The 15997-nt window shown below is 71.7% G+C and carries 16 protein-coding genes; 8 read left to right on the top strand and 8 right to left on the bottom strand.

From position 1 onward, the window contains the following. The first annotated feature begins 199 nt into the window (after positions 1 to 199). The 3 genes from JQN84_RS24600 to JQN84_RS24590 all read left to right on the top strand — a co-directional run bounded on the left by JQN84_RS24600 (position 200) and on the right by JQN84_RS24590 (position 1935). Positions 200 to 1303 (top strand): sporulation protein, encoded by a 1104-nt coding sequence (locus JQN84_RS24600; RefSeq protein ID WP_204960927.1) that lies wholly within the window; start codon positions 200 to 202, stop codon positions 1301 to 1303. Between the two features lie 104 nt (positions 1304 to 1407). Further along, entirely contained in the window at positions 1408 to 1629 is a 222-nt protein-coding gene (locus JQN84_RS24595) for a hypothetical protein (protein WP_204960926.1), read from the top strand. A gap of 135 nt (positions 1630 to 1764) precedes the next feature. Next, positions 1765 to 1935, top strand: a complete 171-nt coding sequence (locus JQN84_RS24590; RefSeq protein WP_204960925.1) for a hypothetical protein — start codon at positions 1765 to 1767, stop codon at positions 1933 to 1935. A gap of 124 nt (positions 1936 to 2059) precedes the next feature. Here JQN84_RS24590 and sigJ read toward each other — a convergent pair whose 3' ends face one another. After that, entirely contained in the window at positions 2060 to 3004 is a 945-nt protein-coding gene (sigJ, locus tag JQN84_RS24585) for an RNA polymerase sigma factor SigJ (RefSeq protein ID WP_204960924.1), read from the bottom strand. Positions 3005 to 3225: 221 nt separating this feature from the next. On the opposite strand from sigJ, the gene JQN84_RS24580 reads away from it, so the two are divergent. The 3 genes from JQN84_RS24580 (at position 3226) to JQN84_RS24570 (ending at position 5024) form a co-directional block, all read left to right on the top strand. After that, entirely contained in the window at positions 3226 to 3528 is a 303-nt protein-coding gene (locus JQN84_RS24580) for an antibiotic biosynthesis monooxygenase family protein (protein WP_204960923.1), read from the top strand. Between the two features lie 285 nt (positions 3529 to 3813). Continuing rightward, entirely contained in the window at positions 3814 to 4581 is a 768-nt protein-coding gene (locus JQN84_RS24575) for a hypothetical protein (protein WP_204960922.1), read from the top strand. A gap of 80 nt (positions 4582 to 4661) precedes the next feature. Continuing rightward, positions 4662 to 5024 carry a hypothetical protein gene (locus JQN84_RS24570; RefSeq protein ID WP_088642527.1) on the top strand — a complete coding sequence of 121 codons (363 nt, stop codon included), beginning with the start codon at positions 4662 to 4664 and terminating at the stop codon, positions 5022 to 5024. A gap of 51 nt (positions 5025 to 5075) precedes the next feature. On the opposite strand, the gene JQN84_RS24565 is transcribed toward JQN84_RS24570, so the two are convergent. Further along, entirely contained in the window at positions 5076 to 5747 is a 672-nt protein-coding gene (locus JQN84_RS24565) for a hypothetical protein (RefSeq protein ID WP_204960921.1), read from the bottom strand. 133 nt (positions 5748 to 5880) lie between these two features. Between JQN84_RS24565 and JQN84_RS24560 the strand changes: the two genes are divergently transcribed. Further along, entirely contained in the window at positions 5881 to 6510 is a 630-nt protein-coding gene (locus JQN84_RS24560) for a DUF4291 domain-containing protein (protein ID WP_204960920.1), read from the top strand. Positions 6511 to 6630: 120 nt separating this feature from the next. On the opposite strand, the gene JQN84_RS24555 is transcribed toward JQN84_RS24560, so the two are convergent. From JQN84_RS24555 to JQN84_RS24540, 4 genes are all read right to left on the bottom strand, one after another. Further along, a complete protein-coding gene (locus JQN84_RS24555; RefSeq protein ID WP_204960919.1) occupies positions 6631 to 8151 on the bottom strand; it encodes a hypothetical protein in 1521 nt (506 codons plus the stop codon). Continuing rightward, positions 8148 to 8693 (bottom strand): hypothetical protein, encoded by a 546-nt coding sequence (locus JQN84_RS24550; RefSeq protein WP_204960918.1) that lies wholly within the window; start codon positions 8691 to 8693, stop codon positions 8148 to 8150. The genes JQN84_RS24555 and JQN84_RS24550 overlap by 4 nt, the downstream gene beginning before the upstream one ends. A gap of 247 nt (positions 8694 to 8940) precedes the next feature. After that, positions 8941 to 10941, bottom strand: coding sequence for an ABC transporter permease (locus JQN84_RS24545; RefSeq protein WP_204960917.1), 2001 nt, complete (start codon positions 10939 to 10941; stop codon positions 8941 to 8943). Beyond that, entirely contained in the window at positions 10938 to 12374 is a 1437-nt protein-coding gene (locus JQN84_RS24540; RefSeq protein WP_239486096.1) for an extracellular solute-binding protein, read from the bottom strand. Before JQN84_RS24540 ends, JQN84_RS24545 begins: the two co-directional genes overlap by 4 nt. 755 nt (positions 12375 to 13129) lie before the next feature. Here JQN84_RS24540 and JQN84_RS24535 point away from each other — a divergent pair. Next, positions 13130 to 14665, top strand: a complete 1536-nt coding sequence (locus JQN84_RS24535) for a cellulase family glycosylhydrolase (protein ID WP_307821422.1) — start codon at positions 13130 to 13132, stop codon at positions 14663 to 14665. A 28-nt stretch (positions 14666 to 14693) separates the two neighbouring features. Here the strand turns inward: JQN84_RS24535 and JQN84_RS24530 are convergent, their stop codons facing one another. Then, positions 14694 to 15287: an ATP-binding protein gene (locus JQN84_RS24530; protein ID WP_204960915.1), complete on the bottom strand. Its 594-nt coding sequence runs from the start codon at positions 15285 to 15287 to the stop codon at positions 14694 to 14696. Continuing rightward, positions 15287 to 15868 (bottom strand): hypothetical protein, encoded by a 582-nt coding sequence (locus tag JQN84_RS24525; protein WP_204960914.1) that lies wholly within the window; start codon positions 15866 to 15868, stop codon positions 15287 to 15289. The genes JQN84_RS24530 and JQN84_RS24525 overlap by 1 nt, the downstream gene beginning before the upstream one ends. Positions 15869 to 15997 lie beyond the last annotated feature (129 nt).

Genomic DNA, 15997 nt, shown 5'->3' with positions numbered 1-15997 from the left:
TCGGGCGCACGGACGGTGACTCACGGCTACGACCACGGGTCCCGGTTCACTCAGCCACCGTCCAGGTTTCGTTGCTAGCTTGCCGGCACAGCGGTATTCCACTGTGGATGCCGCTGGAGTCGTTGTCGGACAACGGTTTCGCGCAGTTCCGTCGGGTCCCGGGACATCCTGGGCCGGGCGGCCGTCGAGGGAGAGGTTCGTGGTGTTCACGAAGATGCTGGGCGCGTTCGGGGTGGGCGGCCCCAGCGTCGATACGGTCCTGGCCAATCCGAGCACCCGACCGGGGCTGACGCTCACCGGGCAGGTGAACCTGACCGGCGGCAGCCACGACGTGGAGATCGACCAGATCACCGTCGGCCTGGTCACCCGGGTGGAGATGGAGGGCGCGGAGGAGGAGTACGACGCGTTCGTGGAGTTCCACCGGGTGCCGGTCGCCGGCGGCCTGTTCCTGCGCGAGGGGCAGCAGCTCAGCCTGCCGTTCCAGGTGGCGGTGCCGTGGGAGACGCCGGTGACCGAGCTGAACGGTCAGCACCTGCCCGGCATGACGATGGGTCTACGTACCGAGGTGGCCGTGCGGGGCGCGGTCGACAAGGGCGACCTCGACCCGGTGTACGTGCACCCGCTACCCGCCCAGGAGCGCGTCCTGGAGGCGTTCGGCCGGCTCGGCTTCACGGTGAAGGCAGCCGACCTCGAACGGGGCCACATCTCGGGGCTGCACCAGACGCTGCCGTTCTACCAGGAGATCGAGTACTACGCGGCACCGCAGTACGCCCACGCCGTCACCGAGGTCGAGCTGACCTTCGTCGCCGACGAACACGGCGTGGACGTCGTGCTGGAGCTGGACAAGCACGGCGGGCTGTTCACCGGTGGACACGACTCGTACGGCCGGCACCACGTCGCACACGGTGACGCACACGGTGACTGGACCGCGCAGGTCGACGGCTGGCTCCGGCAGGCCGTCGACGGCCGGCAGGATCCGCACGCCGGTTACGGCTACGCCCCGCCCGCGCCTGCCTACGGGACGCCCGGCTACCCGCCGCCGCCCCCGCCGCCCGGCTACGGCGCGCCGGCTTACGGCGCACCCGCCTACGGGCAGCCTGTTTACGGGCAGCCCGCGTACGGGCACGCGGGGCACGGGCATCCCGGCGGCCACCACAAGGAGGGGCACCGCGACCACGACGGGCCCGGCATGGGCGCGGTCGCCGCCGGTGTGGTCGGTGGCGCGGCTCTCGGCTTCGCCGGCGGCATGATCGCCGACGAGATCTTCGACGACGAGGACGAGGGCGGCGACGAGGACGCCTGATCCCCCGCCCGGTCCACTGTGGATCGGGTAGCGCAACCATGATCTAATTAGTGTAGTTCGTACGTATATGGTCGGAATTTCCGATCAAGAGTCAAGGAGTGTGCATGCCCGCTAGCGCCGACCTCACCAAGCTGGTCGACAAGGCATACCAGGACAAGACCCTCACCGAGATCGTCGACGCCCCGGTGTCTGCCCTCGCCGGGGTCAGCGACGGCGACGCCAAGCTGCTCAAGGAGGCCTTCGGCATCACCACCGTGGGCGACCTCGGCCGCAACCCGTACTTCCAGACCGCCAACGCCCTGGTCGCCCTCACCGGCGCCAGCTGATCCGACCCGGTGGCCCGGGCTCCCCCGGGCCACCGGGCCCCCGCCCCCGCCCGCACCGCCGGCCGGACCCCGACGGCACCGGCTCACGGTCGCCGCCGACAGGCGCATCCGACCGTCCTGCCGGATAATCGTCCGATGACAAATCCTGACCTCGACCCGGACGTGTACCCGCCCCTCGACCCCCGCGAGCCGGTGCCGGACGACGTCGGCGAGCTTCTTCCCGACACGCCAGGCGAGCTGCCGGAGGCCCCGATCGAGCCGATGCCCGACGACGGCGATCCGGGCGGTGTGCCCGAGCCGGCCTGACGGCGGGCCCGTCCGGGCCGGCCGCACCACCGGGCACCGTCCCATCACGCCCCGGTCGGCGCGGGTGACGGTCGAGGCGCTACACCGGTGACGCCACCGTTCCCCCGCCGGCCCGGGGCGTCGCTCAGCGGCCCCGACCGGCCGGAACGTGCCGCCACCGGGCGAGCTTGCGGGGGTTGCGGACCACCCACAGGTGCCCGACCCGGCCGGTGCCGGTCGCGGCGAGCGCGAGCACGGCGAGGACACGGCCGAGCCGGTCGGTGGCGACCAGACCCGGCTCCCCGTTGACGGACGCCTCGTCGACCACCAGGTCGGGTTGCCGGTCCCACACGCCCAGCAGGAAACCGGCGACGGCCTGCGGCCCGTGCAGCGGTACGGCGGAAGCCGAGACGAGGCCGCCGCCGTCGGTGATCGCGGTGGCGTCCGGATCGAGCACGTCGACCAGAGCGGCGAGGTCGCCGGTCTGCCAGGCGGACCGGAACGCCCGCACGACCGCGGCGTGCTCGGCCGGACCCACCGGGGTACGGCGCTGCTCACGGACCCGACGCCGCGCCGACGAGGCGAGTTGCCGGCACGCGGCAGGGGTACGGCCGACGATCCCGGCGATCTCGGGGTAGGTGAACCGGAACACGTCGTGCAGCACGAACGTGACCCGCTCGGCCGGGGTCATCGCCTCCAGTACCACCAGCAGGGCCATCGACACCGAGTCGTCCAGGATCACCCGGTCGGCGGGGTCGACCACCGTCGAGGGTTCCTGGCTGCTCCACCCGGTCGCCGGGAGGGGTTCGGGAAGCCACTCGCCGACGTACTGCTCCCTGCGGGCCCGCGCCGTGGTGAGCATGTCGAGCCCGATACGGCCGGCGGTCCTGATCAGCCAGGCTCGGGGGTTGGCGACGGCGTGGCGTTCCCCGTCGCTGAGCCGGTGCCAGCGGATGTAGGTCTCCTGCACGGCATCCTCGGCGTCGGCGAGCGAACCGAGCAGGCGGTAAGTGAGCCCCAGGAGCACCGCACGCTCGCGGGTCACCGGGTCCGGCGAACCCGGGTGGCCCGGCCCGGCGTCCTGCGGCACCTCCGCTCCCTCCCCCGGGCCGGCACAACGACCGCCGCGCGCCGCCCACCACTATCGGATCACGTCCGGCGCGCCGGGCACCACCTGACAGTTCACCGACCCACGTCGTCTACCTCACCGAGCGGGCGGTCCCGTCCGCTCCCCCTGCAGCTCCGCGCGGCGTCGGGTGCGGCCCGCCGAGGCGGCACCGCCCGTAGGGAGCGCGAACGAAGGAGAAGACGATGTCCGACCACGTCACGTTCGTCAACGTCATCGACGTCGACCCGTCCCGACAGCAGGAGGTGATCGACCTGCTGGTCGAGGGCACCGAGAAGGTGGTGTCCCGGCGACCCGGCTTCGTCTCGGTCACCCTGCTCGCCAGCCTCGACCGGACCCGTGTCGTCAACGTCGCCCGGTGGCGCAGCGCCGACGACGTCAGGGCCACCCAGGTCGACCCGGAGGCTGCCGAGTACGCCCGGCGGACCGCCGCGCTCGCCCAGGCCAGCCCCGGTCTCTACACCGTCGTCGGCGAGTTCGCCCCGTGACCCCGACGGCGGCGGTCCGGTCGGCGACCGGCCGGCGCCGGAGTGGGGCTACCCCGACGGCCGGGCCGTTCCCGGGCAGCGCCGGTGTCCGCCCGGTCGGCTAGCCGGTGCCGGTGGTGCCCGGCCCGGCCGGCCGGGCACCACCGGTGGCGTTCGCGCTCGTGCGCGCCGGATGACCTGTCGGGTTCGAGCCGCGCGAGAACCTGACCGCCACCTTCGTCCTCACTCCGCTGGCCGCACCGCGCCCGACACCGGCGACCGGCGCACTGCTGGGACACTGCGCTCATGAGTCAGGGTGTGTCCGGTGTGGCGTCCGGCCGGTGGTGGGGTGCGTTGCGGATCACTCTGGTCCTGCTGTGGCTGCTCGGGGCAGCGACGACGTGGTGGACCGCCCCGCGCCAGCAGGACTACGACCGGGCCGGGGCGGACGTGGCCGCGGGCCGGGTGGTCGCCTACCAGTGGGGTGACCGGTGGGAGGTGGATCGTTCCCCGCTCTGGTTCGGTTCTGCCACCCTGTGGGCCTCGGGCCGCCACGGGCCGCTGTTCGCGTGGCGAACGTCCGACGGCCGGGTGCACTGGACGGACACCGACCGGTTCGGACAGGTGACCACCACCGGTGCCGTCGAGCAGGAAAGCTACTCCGGACCCGGCGCCGTCGGCATCGCGCAGGAACTGCGGGCCGCCGGGCTCGAACACCGTGCCGGTGACCTGCACGGACCGGTGTCCGCCGTCGGCGGAGCCGGTGTCCTCCTCGCCGTCGGTGCCCTCGTCGTCGTGGTCGCCGGCCCGGCACCGGTCCGGGGCACCAGGTGGTACTGGTTCTGGTTGATCTTCCTCAGCCCGTACGGTCTCGGGCTGCTGCTCTGGACGGCCCGGGAGCGGCCGTGGTCCCGGTCCGCGGCGGCGGTGGCCGTGCGGAACCCGACGGCCCCGCGGGACCGGGGCGTTCTCGGCTTCGGCCTCGGCATACTCGCGTCGGTTCTGCTCGGTGCCGTCCTGTTGATCCTCCACGGAGCACTGGGTGACTGGTGGGTGCCGCGACCTGACGCCTAGCGGCACGCGGTCCCCCGCCCACCGGCCGGGACGGGTCCGATCGGCCCTCGGGAGCGACCGGGGTGCGGCACAATGCGCCCATGACCTCTACCGGATCGTCACGGCTGTCGTTGTGGTCCACCGACTCGGTGCTGTCGATCGGTTCGCGGGGCTCGGTGCTGTCCATCGGCAGCGTCGGGTCGATCGCCTCCGTCGGCAGCGTCGGCTCCGCCGGATCGGTGCTGTCCATCGGGTCGGCGCTCTCGGTCGGATCGGCCCTGGCGTGGCGGTCCCGCTGGTCGTTGCTGGCCGACCGTTCCTCGGGGGTCGCGATGGGTTCCCGCGCGAGCGCCCGCGCGCTGGCCGGTCCGTCGGCGACGGTGGCGGCCGTGGCGCTGGCCGCCTACGCCGGCTACCTCCTGACGCGCAGCCGCCGGCCGGACGACGGCAGCCGGGGACGGTGACGTCGTCCCGGACGGCGGGGCCGCGTCGCCGCTGTCCGCTCCCGGGCCGGGTCAGCAGTTGCCGATCTCGTCGGTGCGCGTCACCGCCGCCGAGGTGAGCGGCTCGCCCGGCACGTCGGGCACCGGGTAGGGCGTTCCGTCGTGCGTCGTGAGTTCCCTGGCGTACGCGTCGCTGACGAGGAAGACGTGCAGTTCGAAGCGCTGTCCCGGCGACCTCTCGTCGCCGACGACGACCCGTTTGGCCCGCCAGTTGTGCGGGGTGGGGAAGTGCAGCGGCTGCTCGTAGAAGTAGCTCCCGCCGGCCGGGCGGACGAAGAGCACGGCGGTGCGGCCGGTCGGCGGCTCGTTCCCCGTGCCGAACACGTCCGAGCAGTTCGGCACCACCGTCGCGCTGGTGATCGCGAACCGCACCGTCGGCGTCCTGGTCACGGTCGGAGCGACCGTGGGACGCGGTGTCCGGGTGGGAGGTGGGCTCGGTGTCGTCGATGCCGTGGGGGTGGGCGGTGGGGTCGGTGGGTCGGTCGGCTCCGGCGTCCCGGGTGGGCCCGTCGTCGGTTCCGGCGGTGGGGTGGAGTTGGCCGCAGAGTCGGACCCCGCCGGTGTCTCCTTGGTGGCGGTGAGGTACGCCGGCACCGCCGCGATGACACCCACGACCAGTGTGACCAGCGCGCCGAGCGCCACCACCTGCTCGGCGGGTTTCAGCGTCCGCCACCATCGCCGCATACGCACCCTCCCGGGTCGACAGACACCTGCTTGCAGTGAACACCGCGCGGGCAACCCGGGCCCTCGTCCAGATGGGGTCGACGGTGCGGAATCCGGGTGGACCGGTCGGGTCCTGATCGTCGAGGATCGGCGGGTGTCCGTTCCCGAACGCCAGATCCGTGCCCGCCACTCGGCCACGACCGTCACCGTGTACCAGGCGTACCCCCCGGACATCGCGGTGCCGGCGGTGGCCGCCGGCCGTTTCGTGGCCCCGTTCAAACGGGAGCGGATGACGTGGATCAAGCCGTCGTTCCTGTGGATGATGTACCGCTGCGGCTGGGCCACGAAGCCCGGCCAGGAGCGCGTGCTGTCCATCGAGATCACGCGGGCGGGATTCGAGTGGGCGCTGGGCCGGGCCTGCCTGAGTCACTACGACCGTGACCTGCACGGCGACCGGGAGAACTGGTCACGGCAGTTGCGGACCAGTCCGGTCCGGGTGCAGTGGGACCCGGAGCGTTCGCTGCGGCTGGCCGCGTTGCCGTACCGGTCGTTGCAGGTCGGGCTGTCCGGCGAGGCGGTCGACCGGTACGTCGACGAATGGATCGTCACGGTCGAGGACGTCACCGCCACCGTCGGGCGGATCCGGGACCTGCTGCGCCGGGGTGACGAGCAGGCGGCGGTGGCGCGCCTGCCCGTCGAACACGTCTACCCACTTCCGGACGCGATCGCCGTGCGTCTCGCAGCCAGCCCCGCCGAGAATCCCGATCGGCGGCACCGGCCGTGACAGCGCATCCGCCGCCACCCTGACCGCGCCGGGTCACCGGCGCTGCGGCGGGTTCGGCCGCCGCCGCACCGTGCGCCCCGGGTCCGGGGCGCACGGTGGACGCCAGGGTCACGTTCCGGCTCAGGGCGGGAAGCCCGGTGGCCGGGGCCACTGCTCCGCCTCCGGGTCGGGTCGGTAGCCCGGTCGGGGTTGCCCGGCCGCCTGGCGTTCCGGGGCCGGTGACGCTGGGGGCACACCCGGCCGCTGCGCTCCCGCGGCGGGTGGAACCGGGGCGCCGGCCACGGAAGGATTGCCGCCGGGCGGTGGCGCAGCCGCCACGCCGACCACGGGCCGGGCCGCGCCGGACCCGCCCGGCACACCAGGCGCGGAGGGGGTGACGGGCCGTGCCGCCGGTGCCGGGTGGCCGTCGGGCTGCGGTCCCGGGAGCGCCCGTACGGCGGCAGCCCGGGGCCGCCAGACCGGTTCCGCACCGATCAGGCTGCGGAAGTCGAACTGGCACTTCGGGCAGGTACGCAGCGCGGTCTCGGCGCGGCGGTCACCGCATTTCTGGCAGTAGGTCACCACCGTCTCGTCGGCGTCCATCCCTTGGCAGCGGGGGCAGGCGAACGTGGGGCCCTTGTTGTTGAGCTGCACCAGGCGGCCGGCGAGCACGTAGGGCGTGACGAGGCCACTGATGCTGCTGGCCAGGTCCCGGGTCCGCCGGGTGCGCTCCTGCATGCGTTCCATCTCCGGGTTGGTGACCTTCTCCAACCGGCAGGTGGTGCAGGTGCGCAGGGTCCGTACCGGCAGCAGGCCACGCAGCCGTGCCTGCTGGTGCAGGAAGGTCACCGCCGGCACGTCCGCCGGCTCGACGGTGATCCGGTCCGTGTCGCCCGCCGCGAGGCGTTCCTCGACCCGGAACACCAGTGACTGCACCTGCCCGACCAGCTTCGGCGGCATGCCACCCGGTCGGCTGACGATCAGCGTGCCGACCATCAGCATGCCGTCGGCCAACTCGGCGGGAACCTCGGCGACGGTGTCGGCCGTCTCGAAGGTGAAGGTCGCACCGCCGGTACGGGCGACCACCGCCTGCCGCTGCGCCGACTCGCCGTCGAGCAGCCGGCCAGCGTGCCGGGAGAGCGCCGCCTGCGCCCGGTTGGCAAGGCCGGCGGCGTGCTGCATCATCGCCACGTCACCCGGGCCCGTCTGCCGCCACCACGGGGTGAACGAGGCCGCAGCCGTCGGGTCGAGCCGGCCGAGCACGGCATCGAACGCGCTCAGCACCGACTCGAAGAGACCGACGTACACCGAGGTGACACCCCAGTTCCGCCCCAGCCTGCCCGGCCAACGGTCGACCAGCAGCACGCCCACCCGGACGCCGGGGCCGTCGGCCTCCAGGGTGACCCGCAGCAGCACCGGCACCTGCGTCGGCGAGAGGGTGACCCCGCCCAGGCGGGAGCCGCGTACCGCCTCCAGGAGGCTGAGCTGCTCGGTCTTCAGGTCGAAGGCGAGGTCGCGGATGCTGCGCAGCAGGTGCTGGCGGGCCACGCTGGGCGGGGCGCCGAGCCGACGGTGGACGCCGGCCGCCAGCCGGCCGGGCTCCAGCCCGGCCGCGACGGCCGGCGGCACGGCGCCGGGTCCACCGGCGTCAGCCCACCTCATTCCGCTGCGTCGTAGGAGGTGCCGGCGTCGAAGCTGGACGCCGCGTCGTAGCCCCCGGTGTCGTACGACGTGCTGGCGTCGTACGACGTGCTGGCGTCATACGTCGTGCTGGCGTCGTAGCCGCTGGTGTCGTAGCCGGAGGTGGCGGCGTCGGTGCCGCTGGTGGCCCAGTCGACCTCGGCGGCGGCGGTCTCCATGTGGTCGGCGACGGCGTCGGAGTACTCGTCGGAGACCGTGTAGTTGCCCTCGGCGATGCTCGCGTGGTCGGCCGCCCGTGCCATGGCGTTCTCGGCGACCTCGACGTTGCCGGCCGCCGCGTTCTCCACGGCGTAGTCGGCCCAGTCCTGCGCGGAGTCGGCCCAGTCGTCACCGCTGTCCGCGTGCCAGCTCGACCAGTCCTGGTCGGCGACCGCGCCGCTGATCTCGCTCTCCACGATGGATGCCGACGGTTCCGGAAGCGCCGCCACCGCCTCGGTCAGGGTGGTGTCCCCGATCGGCGTGTCGGTGGTCAGGAAGTCGCCCCAGTCTGAGTCGGCACTCATGCTCTGATTCCCCAGCTTCTGATGAACGTTGCGGTCAGCGGTCGTCGCCGGGTGGTCCGGTCGAACGACCAGAACTGTCCCACGCCCACGCCCACAGCCGCGCGGTCGCGGCACCGGGCCCGCAGGGCGTCGGCCGAGGTCACGGCGGGTGCCGGCCGGCAGGGTGACGCCGGTGTCAACATGCCGACAGACCCGGTCGACGCCGCACCGGTCCGCCAGGTCGACGGTGACCGCCCCGGTGGCGGGGTCAGCCCTTCACCGCTCCGGCGGTGAGACCCTCGGTGAGGAACCGCTGCCCGAAGGCGTACATGATCACCACGGGGATGCTGACCAGCAGGGACGCGGCGGCGAGTTGCCCCTGCGGCACGACGTCACCGGTGATCATCGACTGCATGCCCACAGGGAGGGTCTTGTACTCGTCCTTGGTGATGAACACGAAGGCGAAGAGGAACTCGTTCCAGGCGTTGGTCAGGGTGAACAGGGCGACCGCCAGCAGTCCCGGCTTGGCCAGGGGCAGCACCACCCGCCCGAACGCCTGGAGCCGGGTGCAGCCGTCGACCAGCGCGGCCTCCTCCAACTCGATCGGGATCGACGCGAAGTATCCCGCCAGCAGCCAGGTGGCGAACGGCAGCGTGAAGGTCGGGTACGTCACCACCAGCGACCACAGCGAGTCGGTGAGCCGGGCCCCGATGAGCAGTTGGTACAGCGGGATGAACAGCAGCGCGCCGGGCATCACGTAGGTGACCAGGACCGTGACGGTGAAGCCCTGTGCCCCGCGGAACCGCAGCCGGGCCAGCGCGTAGCCGGCCAGGGCGGCGCAGACCAGCGCCACCACGGTGGACGCCACGGACACCAGCACCGTGTTGAGGTACCAGCGGCCGAACGGTTTGGTGGTGAACAGGTCGGTGAACTGTTGCATGGTCCATGGTGTGGGCCACAGGTCGTGCTCGTGCAGGACGATCTGGCCGTCGGACTTGAAGGCCGTGACGACGATCCAGTACAGCGGGGCCAGGACGAAGACGAGCAGCGCGGCCAGGGCGAGGCCGGAGGCCAGGCCCGACACCAGGGCGGACGTCCTGCGTCGTCCCCACGACTGCAACGCCGAGAGGACCCGGCCGACCGCCGCCACGACCAGCAGGACCACTCCGAGGAGCAGCGCCGACTTCCACATGATGTGGGGTGACGCCCACGCCAGCGCACCGGTGACCACCACGGCGGCGGCCCACGGCAGCGCCCGGCGTACCGGTCCGGCGGGTCGGGTGGGCGTGCTGTCGGCGTCCCGCCGCAGCAGCCGGACCAGCACGTACACCAGCACGCCGATGACCGGCAGCATGACGAGCGTGACGGCCGCGCCGGCACCGTACTGGAGTTGGAGGATCGCCTTGGAGTACGCGACCAGCACGTACGGCGCGGTCGCGTCGCCGGGGCCACCCTGGGTCAGCAACCAGATGAGGTCGAAGTTGTTGAACGTCCAGATCGACGACAGGGTGACCGTCACGGTGATGACGTGACGCAGTCCGGGCAGCGTCACGTGGACGAACCGCCGCCATGCCGACGCCCCGTCGACGGTCGCCGCCTCGTAGAGGTCGGCGGGGATGGCCTTCAACCCGGCGAGGAAGGCGACGGTGAAGAACGGCACCCCCTTCCACACGTTGACCATGATCACCGATGGCATGGCCAGGGACGGCTCGGACAGCCAGCCCGCCGGCCAACTGTCGACCAGGTGCGCGTCGACCAGCAGCGGCCCGATCCCCGACTCGGTGAGGAGCAGGTTGACGCTGCCGAAGATCGGGTCGAGCAGCGAGCGCCAACTGAACGCGGTGACGACCGTCGGCACCACCCACGGCAGCAGGAGCAGGCCGGCCAGCACGGCCCGCCCCCGGCGTCGGTGGTGCAGCAGCAGGGCCGCGGACAGGCCCAGCACCACCTTGAACACCTCGGCGTACGCGGTGAAGACGAACGAGTTCACCACGCCGGTGTGGAACTGCTCGTCGTCGGTCAGAGCGAGGTAGTTGGCCAGACCGACGAACACGCTGTGCTGGCCGTGCCGTTCGGTGGTGCTGGTGACGACCGCCCAACCGATCGGGACGAGCACGAGGGCGCCGACGAGCACGGCCGTGGGGGCCAGGAACAGCGCCGCCAGCCGCCAGTCGCGGCCGAGCCGTCGTCGGGTCGCGGGGCGGGCGGCGGGCTTGCGCCGTCGGGATCCTCCTGACGCCGGGGCCGACGCCGGGCGGACCGACGTCACTGCGGCAGACCCTGCTGGGTGAAGATCTGCACCATCTTGGCGTGGGCGGCCTGCACGGCCTGCGCGGGCGGGGTGCCCTGGATGACCTGCTGCATCATGTCGGTCAGCACGTAGGCGCCCACGGCGGCCTGCTGCCCGGCGCTGGCCTGCTGCGGGAAGTCCAGGCCGTTCTTCGTCGACAGCGGCAGTTTCTGCTGGGTGATCCTGCGCATGATGGGGAACGCCGGGTCGCCGCTGGTGAAGAACGGGTCGGCGTCCCAGACCCGGTCCCAGGCCGGCAGGGCCAGCCCCGGTGCCTCCTTCGCCACGCCGACGAGGGCGGGCGCGCTGACCAGGTACTGCGTCAGCAGCTTGGCGAGGTCGGCGTTCTTGGCACCCTTGAAGATGACGAAGCACTGGGACTGTCCCAGCAGCAGGGAGGTGTCGGTGGCCGGGCCGGTGCAGTCGGGGAAGACGTGGGTGCGTTCGTAGACCGGGTTCTTTTTGGTCTTGGAGTCGGCGTAGACGCTGAACTGGTTGCGGGTGTAGCCGAGGATGCCGGCGAGCCAGTTCTCGTTGTTGCTGGAGTCGGTCCAGGCGGCGACCCCCGGCGGCAGCATCGGCTTGTACTTCGGGTTGGTGTAGATGTCGCCGAGGAAGGTGACCGCCTGGACGGTCTCGGGAGAGTCGAAGGTGACCTTCCGGCCGTCGTTGGAGGCGATCGCCCCGCCGTAGGAGTTGATCAGGGCCTCGATCATGCCGTTGGCGTCACCGGAGCGGTTCACGGTCATGCCCCAGCCGAACCGCCGCTTGCCGGGGTCGGAGATGGCCAGGCAGAGGTCCCGCAGTTCCTCCCAGGTGTAGCTGTCCTTCGGGGTGATGCCCTTGTCCTGCATCCAGTCCTTGCGCAGGAACGACCCGATCCCGATGAAATGGTACGGGATGGCGTACCACCTGCCGCCGAAGACGCAGAAGTTCTTGGACTCGGCGGTGGGTTCGCCGTACTTCGCGGTCAGCGCCTGCACGACGTCCGTCACGTCCTCCAGGTCGCCGAGCGCCTGGAACTGGGCGACGAACCGCGAGTCGGTCATGAACGCGAGGTCACGCGCGACGCCCCCCTTGACCTCGGCGTCGATCTTGGCGACGACGTCACCGGCGTCGGCCTGCACCAGACTGTTTCCGATCTTCGTGCCGGTGGTGTCGGCGAACTTCCGGATCGAGCTGTCCAGGGCCGCGTTCGCCGCCTCCGAGTACAGCTTCTGCGACAGCATCCCCATCGAGGAGCCCTTCAACGCCGCCGCGGCGTCGACGAGTTCCTGCGGGACCTCGGCCTGTGCCTTGGGCGTCGACGGTCCACTTCCTCCGCAGGCGGCGAGGCCGGCAGCTCCGAGCAGCCCCACCCCCATTCCCAGGAAGCCGCGTCGGGTCCGTAACGAGCCGTCCTCCGTGGACATCTGTCTCCTCCCATTCGCCTCAACGCGACTCACCGATGGCCGGGGAAGGGTTACCCTCCCTTGTGGACGCTGGTGCCGTCCGCAACCGGGGACGATCGCCCGCCCTGATGGATGACCGCAGCCCGCTGCTGGCGCGCGGCAATCGGGAAGCGGCTCCGCCGGTGGCGGACCCTCCCCAGCCTGTCCGAGATGCTCGTGCCCCGGGCGGCCGGATGTCGGCCGGGGCGGCGCTGCGCTCACTCTACACATTTCGGAAAGTCGCGACCAGACTTTCCTTCCCACCGGAAGACACTTTCAACAATTCACTATGATCAATAGGGGTGTCGGTGACGCCACCGCCGGACGGGACGCCCGCCGCACGGCGGGCGTCGGTCACGGGCGGGGCGTCGAGGTGGCCACAGGCACGCGCGCACCGACCGGGCGGCACGGGGGCGCACCCGCCCGTCGCCCACGAGCCGGCGTCCCACGGCGGGGCGCTGCCGCGTGGGTCGCCCGACGACCACCCCGACCCGACACCACCCGACGGCCGCACCCACAACCAGCCACCCGCACCGTTTGCCGATCGATGGTCGTGCATCTATTCTTTGGCAGCCCATCGACTGCCGGACAGGTAGTCGAAATAATGTCGAAACGCTTCGACAACCGTCGCACGACGGTTGACCCGAAGACGGGAGATGCTGATGAAATCCACACTGAGGAGGGTTCAGTTCGCCGTGCTTTCCGGCGTACTGGCGCTGGCTGGATCGACAGCCGTCATGACGAGTTCCGCATCGGCCGACAGCATGACCCAACTGAACGCCACCCAGCTCGTCGCCAACATGGGGGCGGGCTGGAACCTGGGCAACGCCCTGGAGGCCAACGCCAACGGAATCCCCAGCGAGACGGCCTGGGGTAACCCGGTCGTGACGCAGGCATTCATCGACCGGGTACGGGCGGCGGGATTCAAGACGATCCGCATTCCGGTCTCCTATCTGGGAAACATCGGGGCCGCCCCGAACTACACGATCAGCTCCGCCTGGCTGAACCGGATCCAGGAAATCGTCGACTACGCCTACGGTCGCGGCCTGTACGTGCTGATCAACATGCACGGCGACGGCTACAAGACCATCAACGGTTCGTGGCTCATCTGCGACTCGTCGAACCAGACGACGATCAAAGACAAGTACCAGAAGGTCTGGCAACAGATTGCGACCAAATTCCAGAGCTACGGCGAACGCCTCGTCCTCGAATCCATGAACGAGGAGTTCGACGGGCAGTACGGCAACCCCACCCAGCCGTGCTACTCGAACATCAACGCCTACAACCAGATCTTCGTGGACACGGTCCGGCGGACCGGCGGGAACAACAGCTCGCGCTGGCTGCTCATCCCCGGCTGGAACACCAACATCGACTACACCGTCGGCAACTACGGCTTCGTGCTGCCGACCGACCAGTACCGGTCGTCGTCCGTTCCGGCCAACGAGCAGCGGATCATGATCTCCGTGCACTACTACGACCCCTGGGACTTCGCCGGTGAGGAGAACGGCACCATCACCCAGTGGGGGCCGGCCGCCACCAACCCGGCACGCAAGTCGACCTGGGGACAACAGGACCACATGGACGGGCAACTGAAGAAGGTGCGGGACACCTTCGTCGCGCGCGGCTACCCGGTGTTCGTCGGTGAGTACGGCTCGGTCGACAAGACCTCGGCCGACTCGACGAACAACCGGTACCGGGCGGACTACGCGCGCACCCTGGTAGCCACCGCCAAGAAGTACGGGGCGGCCACCGCCTACTGGGACAACGGCTACAACGGCGCGTACGGGTTCGGGCTGTTCAACCGCAGCAGCGGCGCGGTCACCCAGCAGGGCATCATCGACGCCATCATGAGCGCCGTCGGCGGCACCACCCCGACCACGCCGCCGACCACCACGCCGCCCCCGACCACCGCTCCCCCGACCACCACGCCGCCGCCGACGACCGCCCCGCCGACGACCCCGCCGCCCGGCGGGCGCTCCTGCTCGGCGACGTACACGGTGACCGGTCAGTGGCAGGGCGGCTTCCAGGCCGAGGTGCGGGTCACCGCCGGCGGCTCGGCGATCAGCGGCTGGACCGTGACCTGGACGTTCGGCAACGGGCAGCAGGTGTCGCAGGGGTGGAACGCGACGCTGACCACCAGCGGCGCGACGGTGACCGCCCGCAACGTCAGCTACAACGGCGCCCTCGCTGCCGGCGGCAACACGACCTTCGGTTTCCTGGGCTCGTCGGGCGGCACCAACGGCGTACCGGCGGTGTCCTGCGTGGCGAGCTGAGCGGGCGGCGACCGACGCGGGCCGGGGGTCACCGACCCCCGGCCCGCGCGGCTCCCGGCCCACCGGAGCCAGATCGGCCCAGCGCGCCCAGCAGCAGGTCGTAGGTGGCCTGCACCGCCCCCGCCGCGCTGGGCACCAGCACCGCCCCGGGGCGTAGGCGGACCACCCGCATCAGGTCGTCGTACATGGTGCCGAGCACGGCCGATCCGCCGGAGCGCGCGATGAGCTGCTGAGGGAGGCGGATCCACTCGTCGTCGGCGTCGCGCGCGCGGCGGTGGAACCGCTCGATCGCGGTCTCCCGCCCGTCGACCAGGACAACCTCGTGGAAACTCGCCCCCTGCTCGCGTGCGAGCGCCGCGAGACCGTCGATCTCGTCGACCGTCGCGAGGTACTGCGGCAGGACGACGTCACCCCCGCCGGCCAGCCGGACCGTCACCATCGCCCGCACCAGGGACCACACGACGGGCCAGGTGTCGAACTCCTCGTCGCGCCATCCGCCGACGAGGCGGTGCAGCGCGTCGACGTCGAGATTCAGGGTGCCGGGGTGGCGGTCGGCGTAGCGCGCCGAGAGGGTGGACTTCCCGATGCCCGGCGGTCCGTTCAGATGGATCAGTCGCGCCATCACGCACCCTCGGGGTGACGGTCACCCGCGTCGTCCAGGCCGTCGACCAGCAGCTCCGCCTCGTCCACCGAAATGGCCATCGTGGTGCCGAGCAGTTCGACGGCCTGCTCGCGCTGGCCGGCTTCCACGAGTGCCGCGATCCGGAGCCAGGCGAACGCGTCGGCCATCGCGTCGCTGTTCCCGCCAGGTGTCGACGGCCAGCCGGACGGCGGGGAGGTGGGGTCTGGGACCGGCCGGTCCCCCGCCGTACCGGCCGGGGCTTGCGCCGCTGGTGGCGCGGTGTCCGCAGCAGGCGTGCCGGCGCCCGGCGGGTCGGGAGCCACGAGGGCGCGGTCAGGACAGGCGGCTTCGCGACTGCGGGCAGCGGCGATCCGGGTGGCCGCGTCCCACGCGCGGGTGGCCGCGTCCGGGGACGCGGCGGCGGCGACCCGCGCCTCCAGCTCGCGGACCTGGGTGCCCGGCAGGTCCCGGCGGTCATCTCGGCGACGCAGGACCACCGTGATCACCGCGATAAGCGAGACCGCGACGACGAGACCCACCGCCAGGTTCAGCAGGCTCGCGTCGGTGCCGCCGGGGCTCACCGGGTCGGACGGCCCCGGCCGGGCCGGTGCCGGTCGGCGACGGCGCGGAGCGGTACCCGGGCCAGGCGGGATGCGGTCGGTACCCGGCAAGCGGCGGCCGGCGACACCGTCGCCACGCTCGTCGCGGTC

Origin of the sequence: Micromonospora humidisoli (assembly GCF_016900955.1) — a bacterium.
GTDB classification, from domain to species: Bacteria; Actinomycetota; Actinomycetes; order Mycobacteriales; family Micromonosporaceae; genus Micromonospora; species Micromonospora wenchangensis.
Note: the sequence above shows the minus strand (reverse complement) of the source record. Positions and strands in the feature narration are given on the sequence as shown.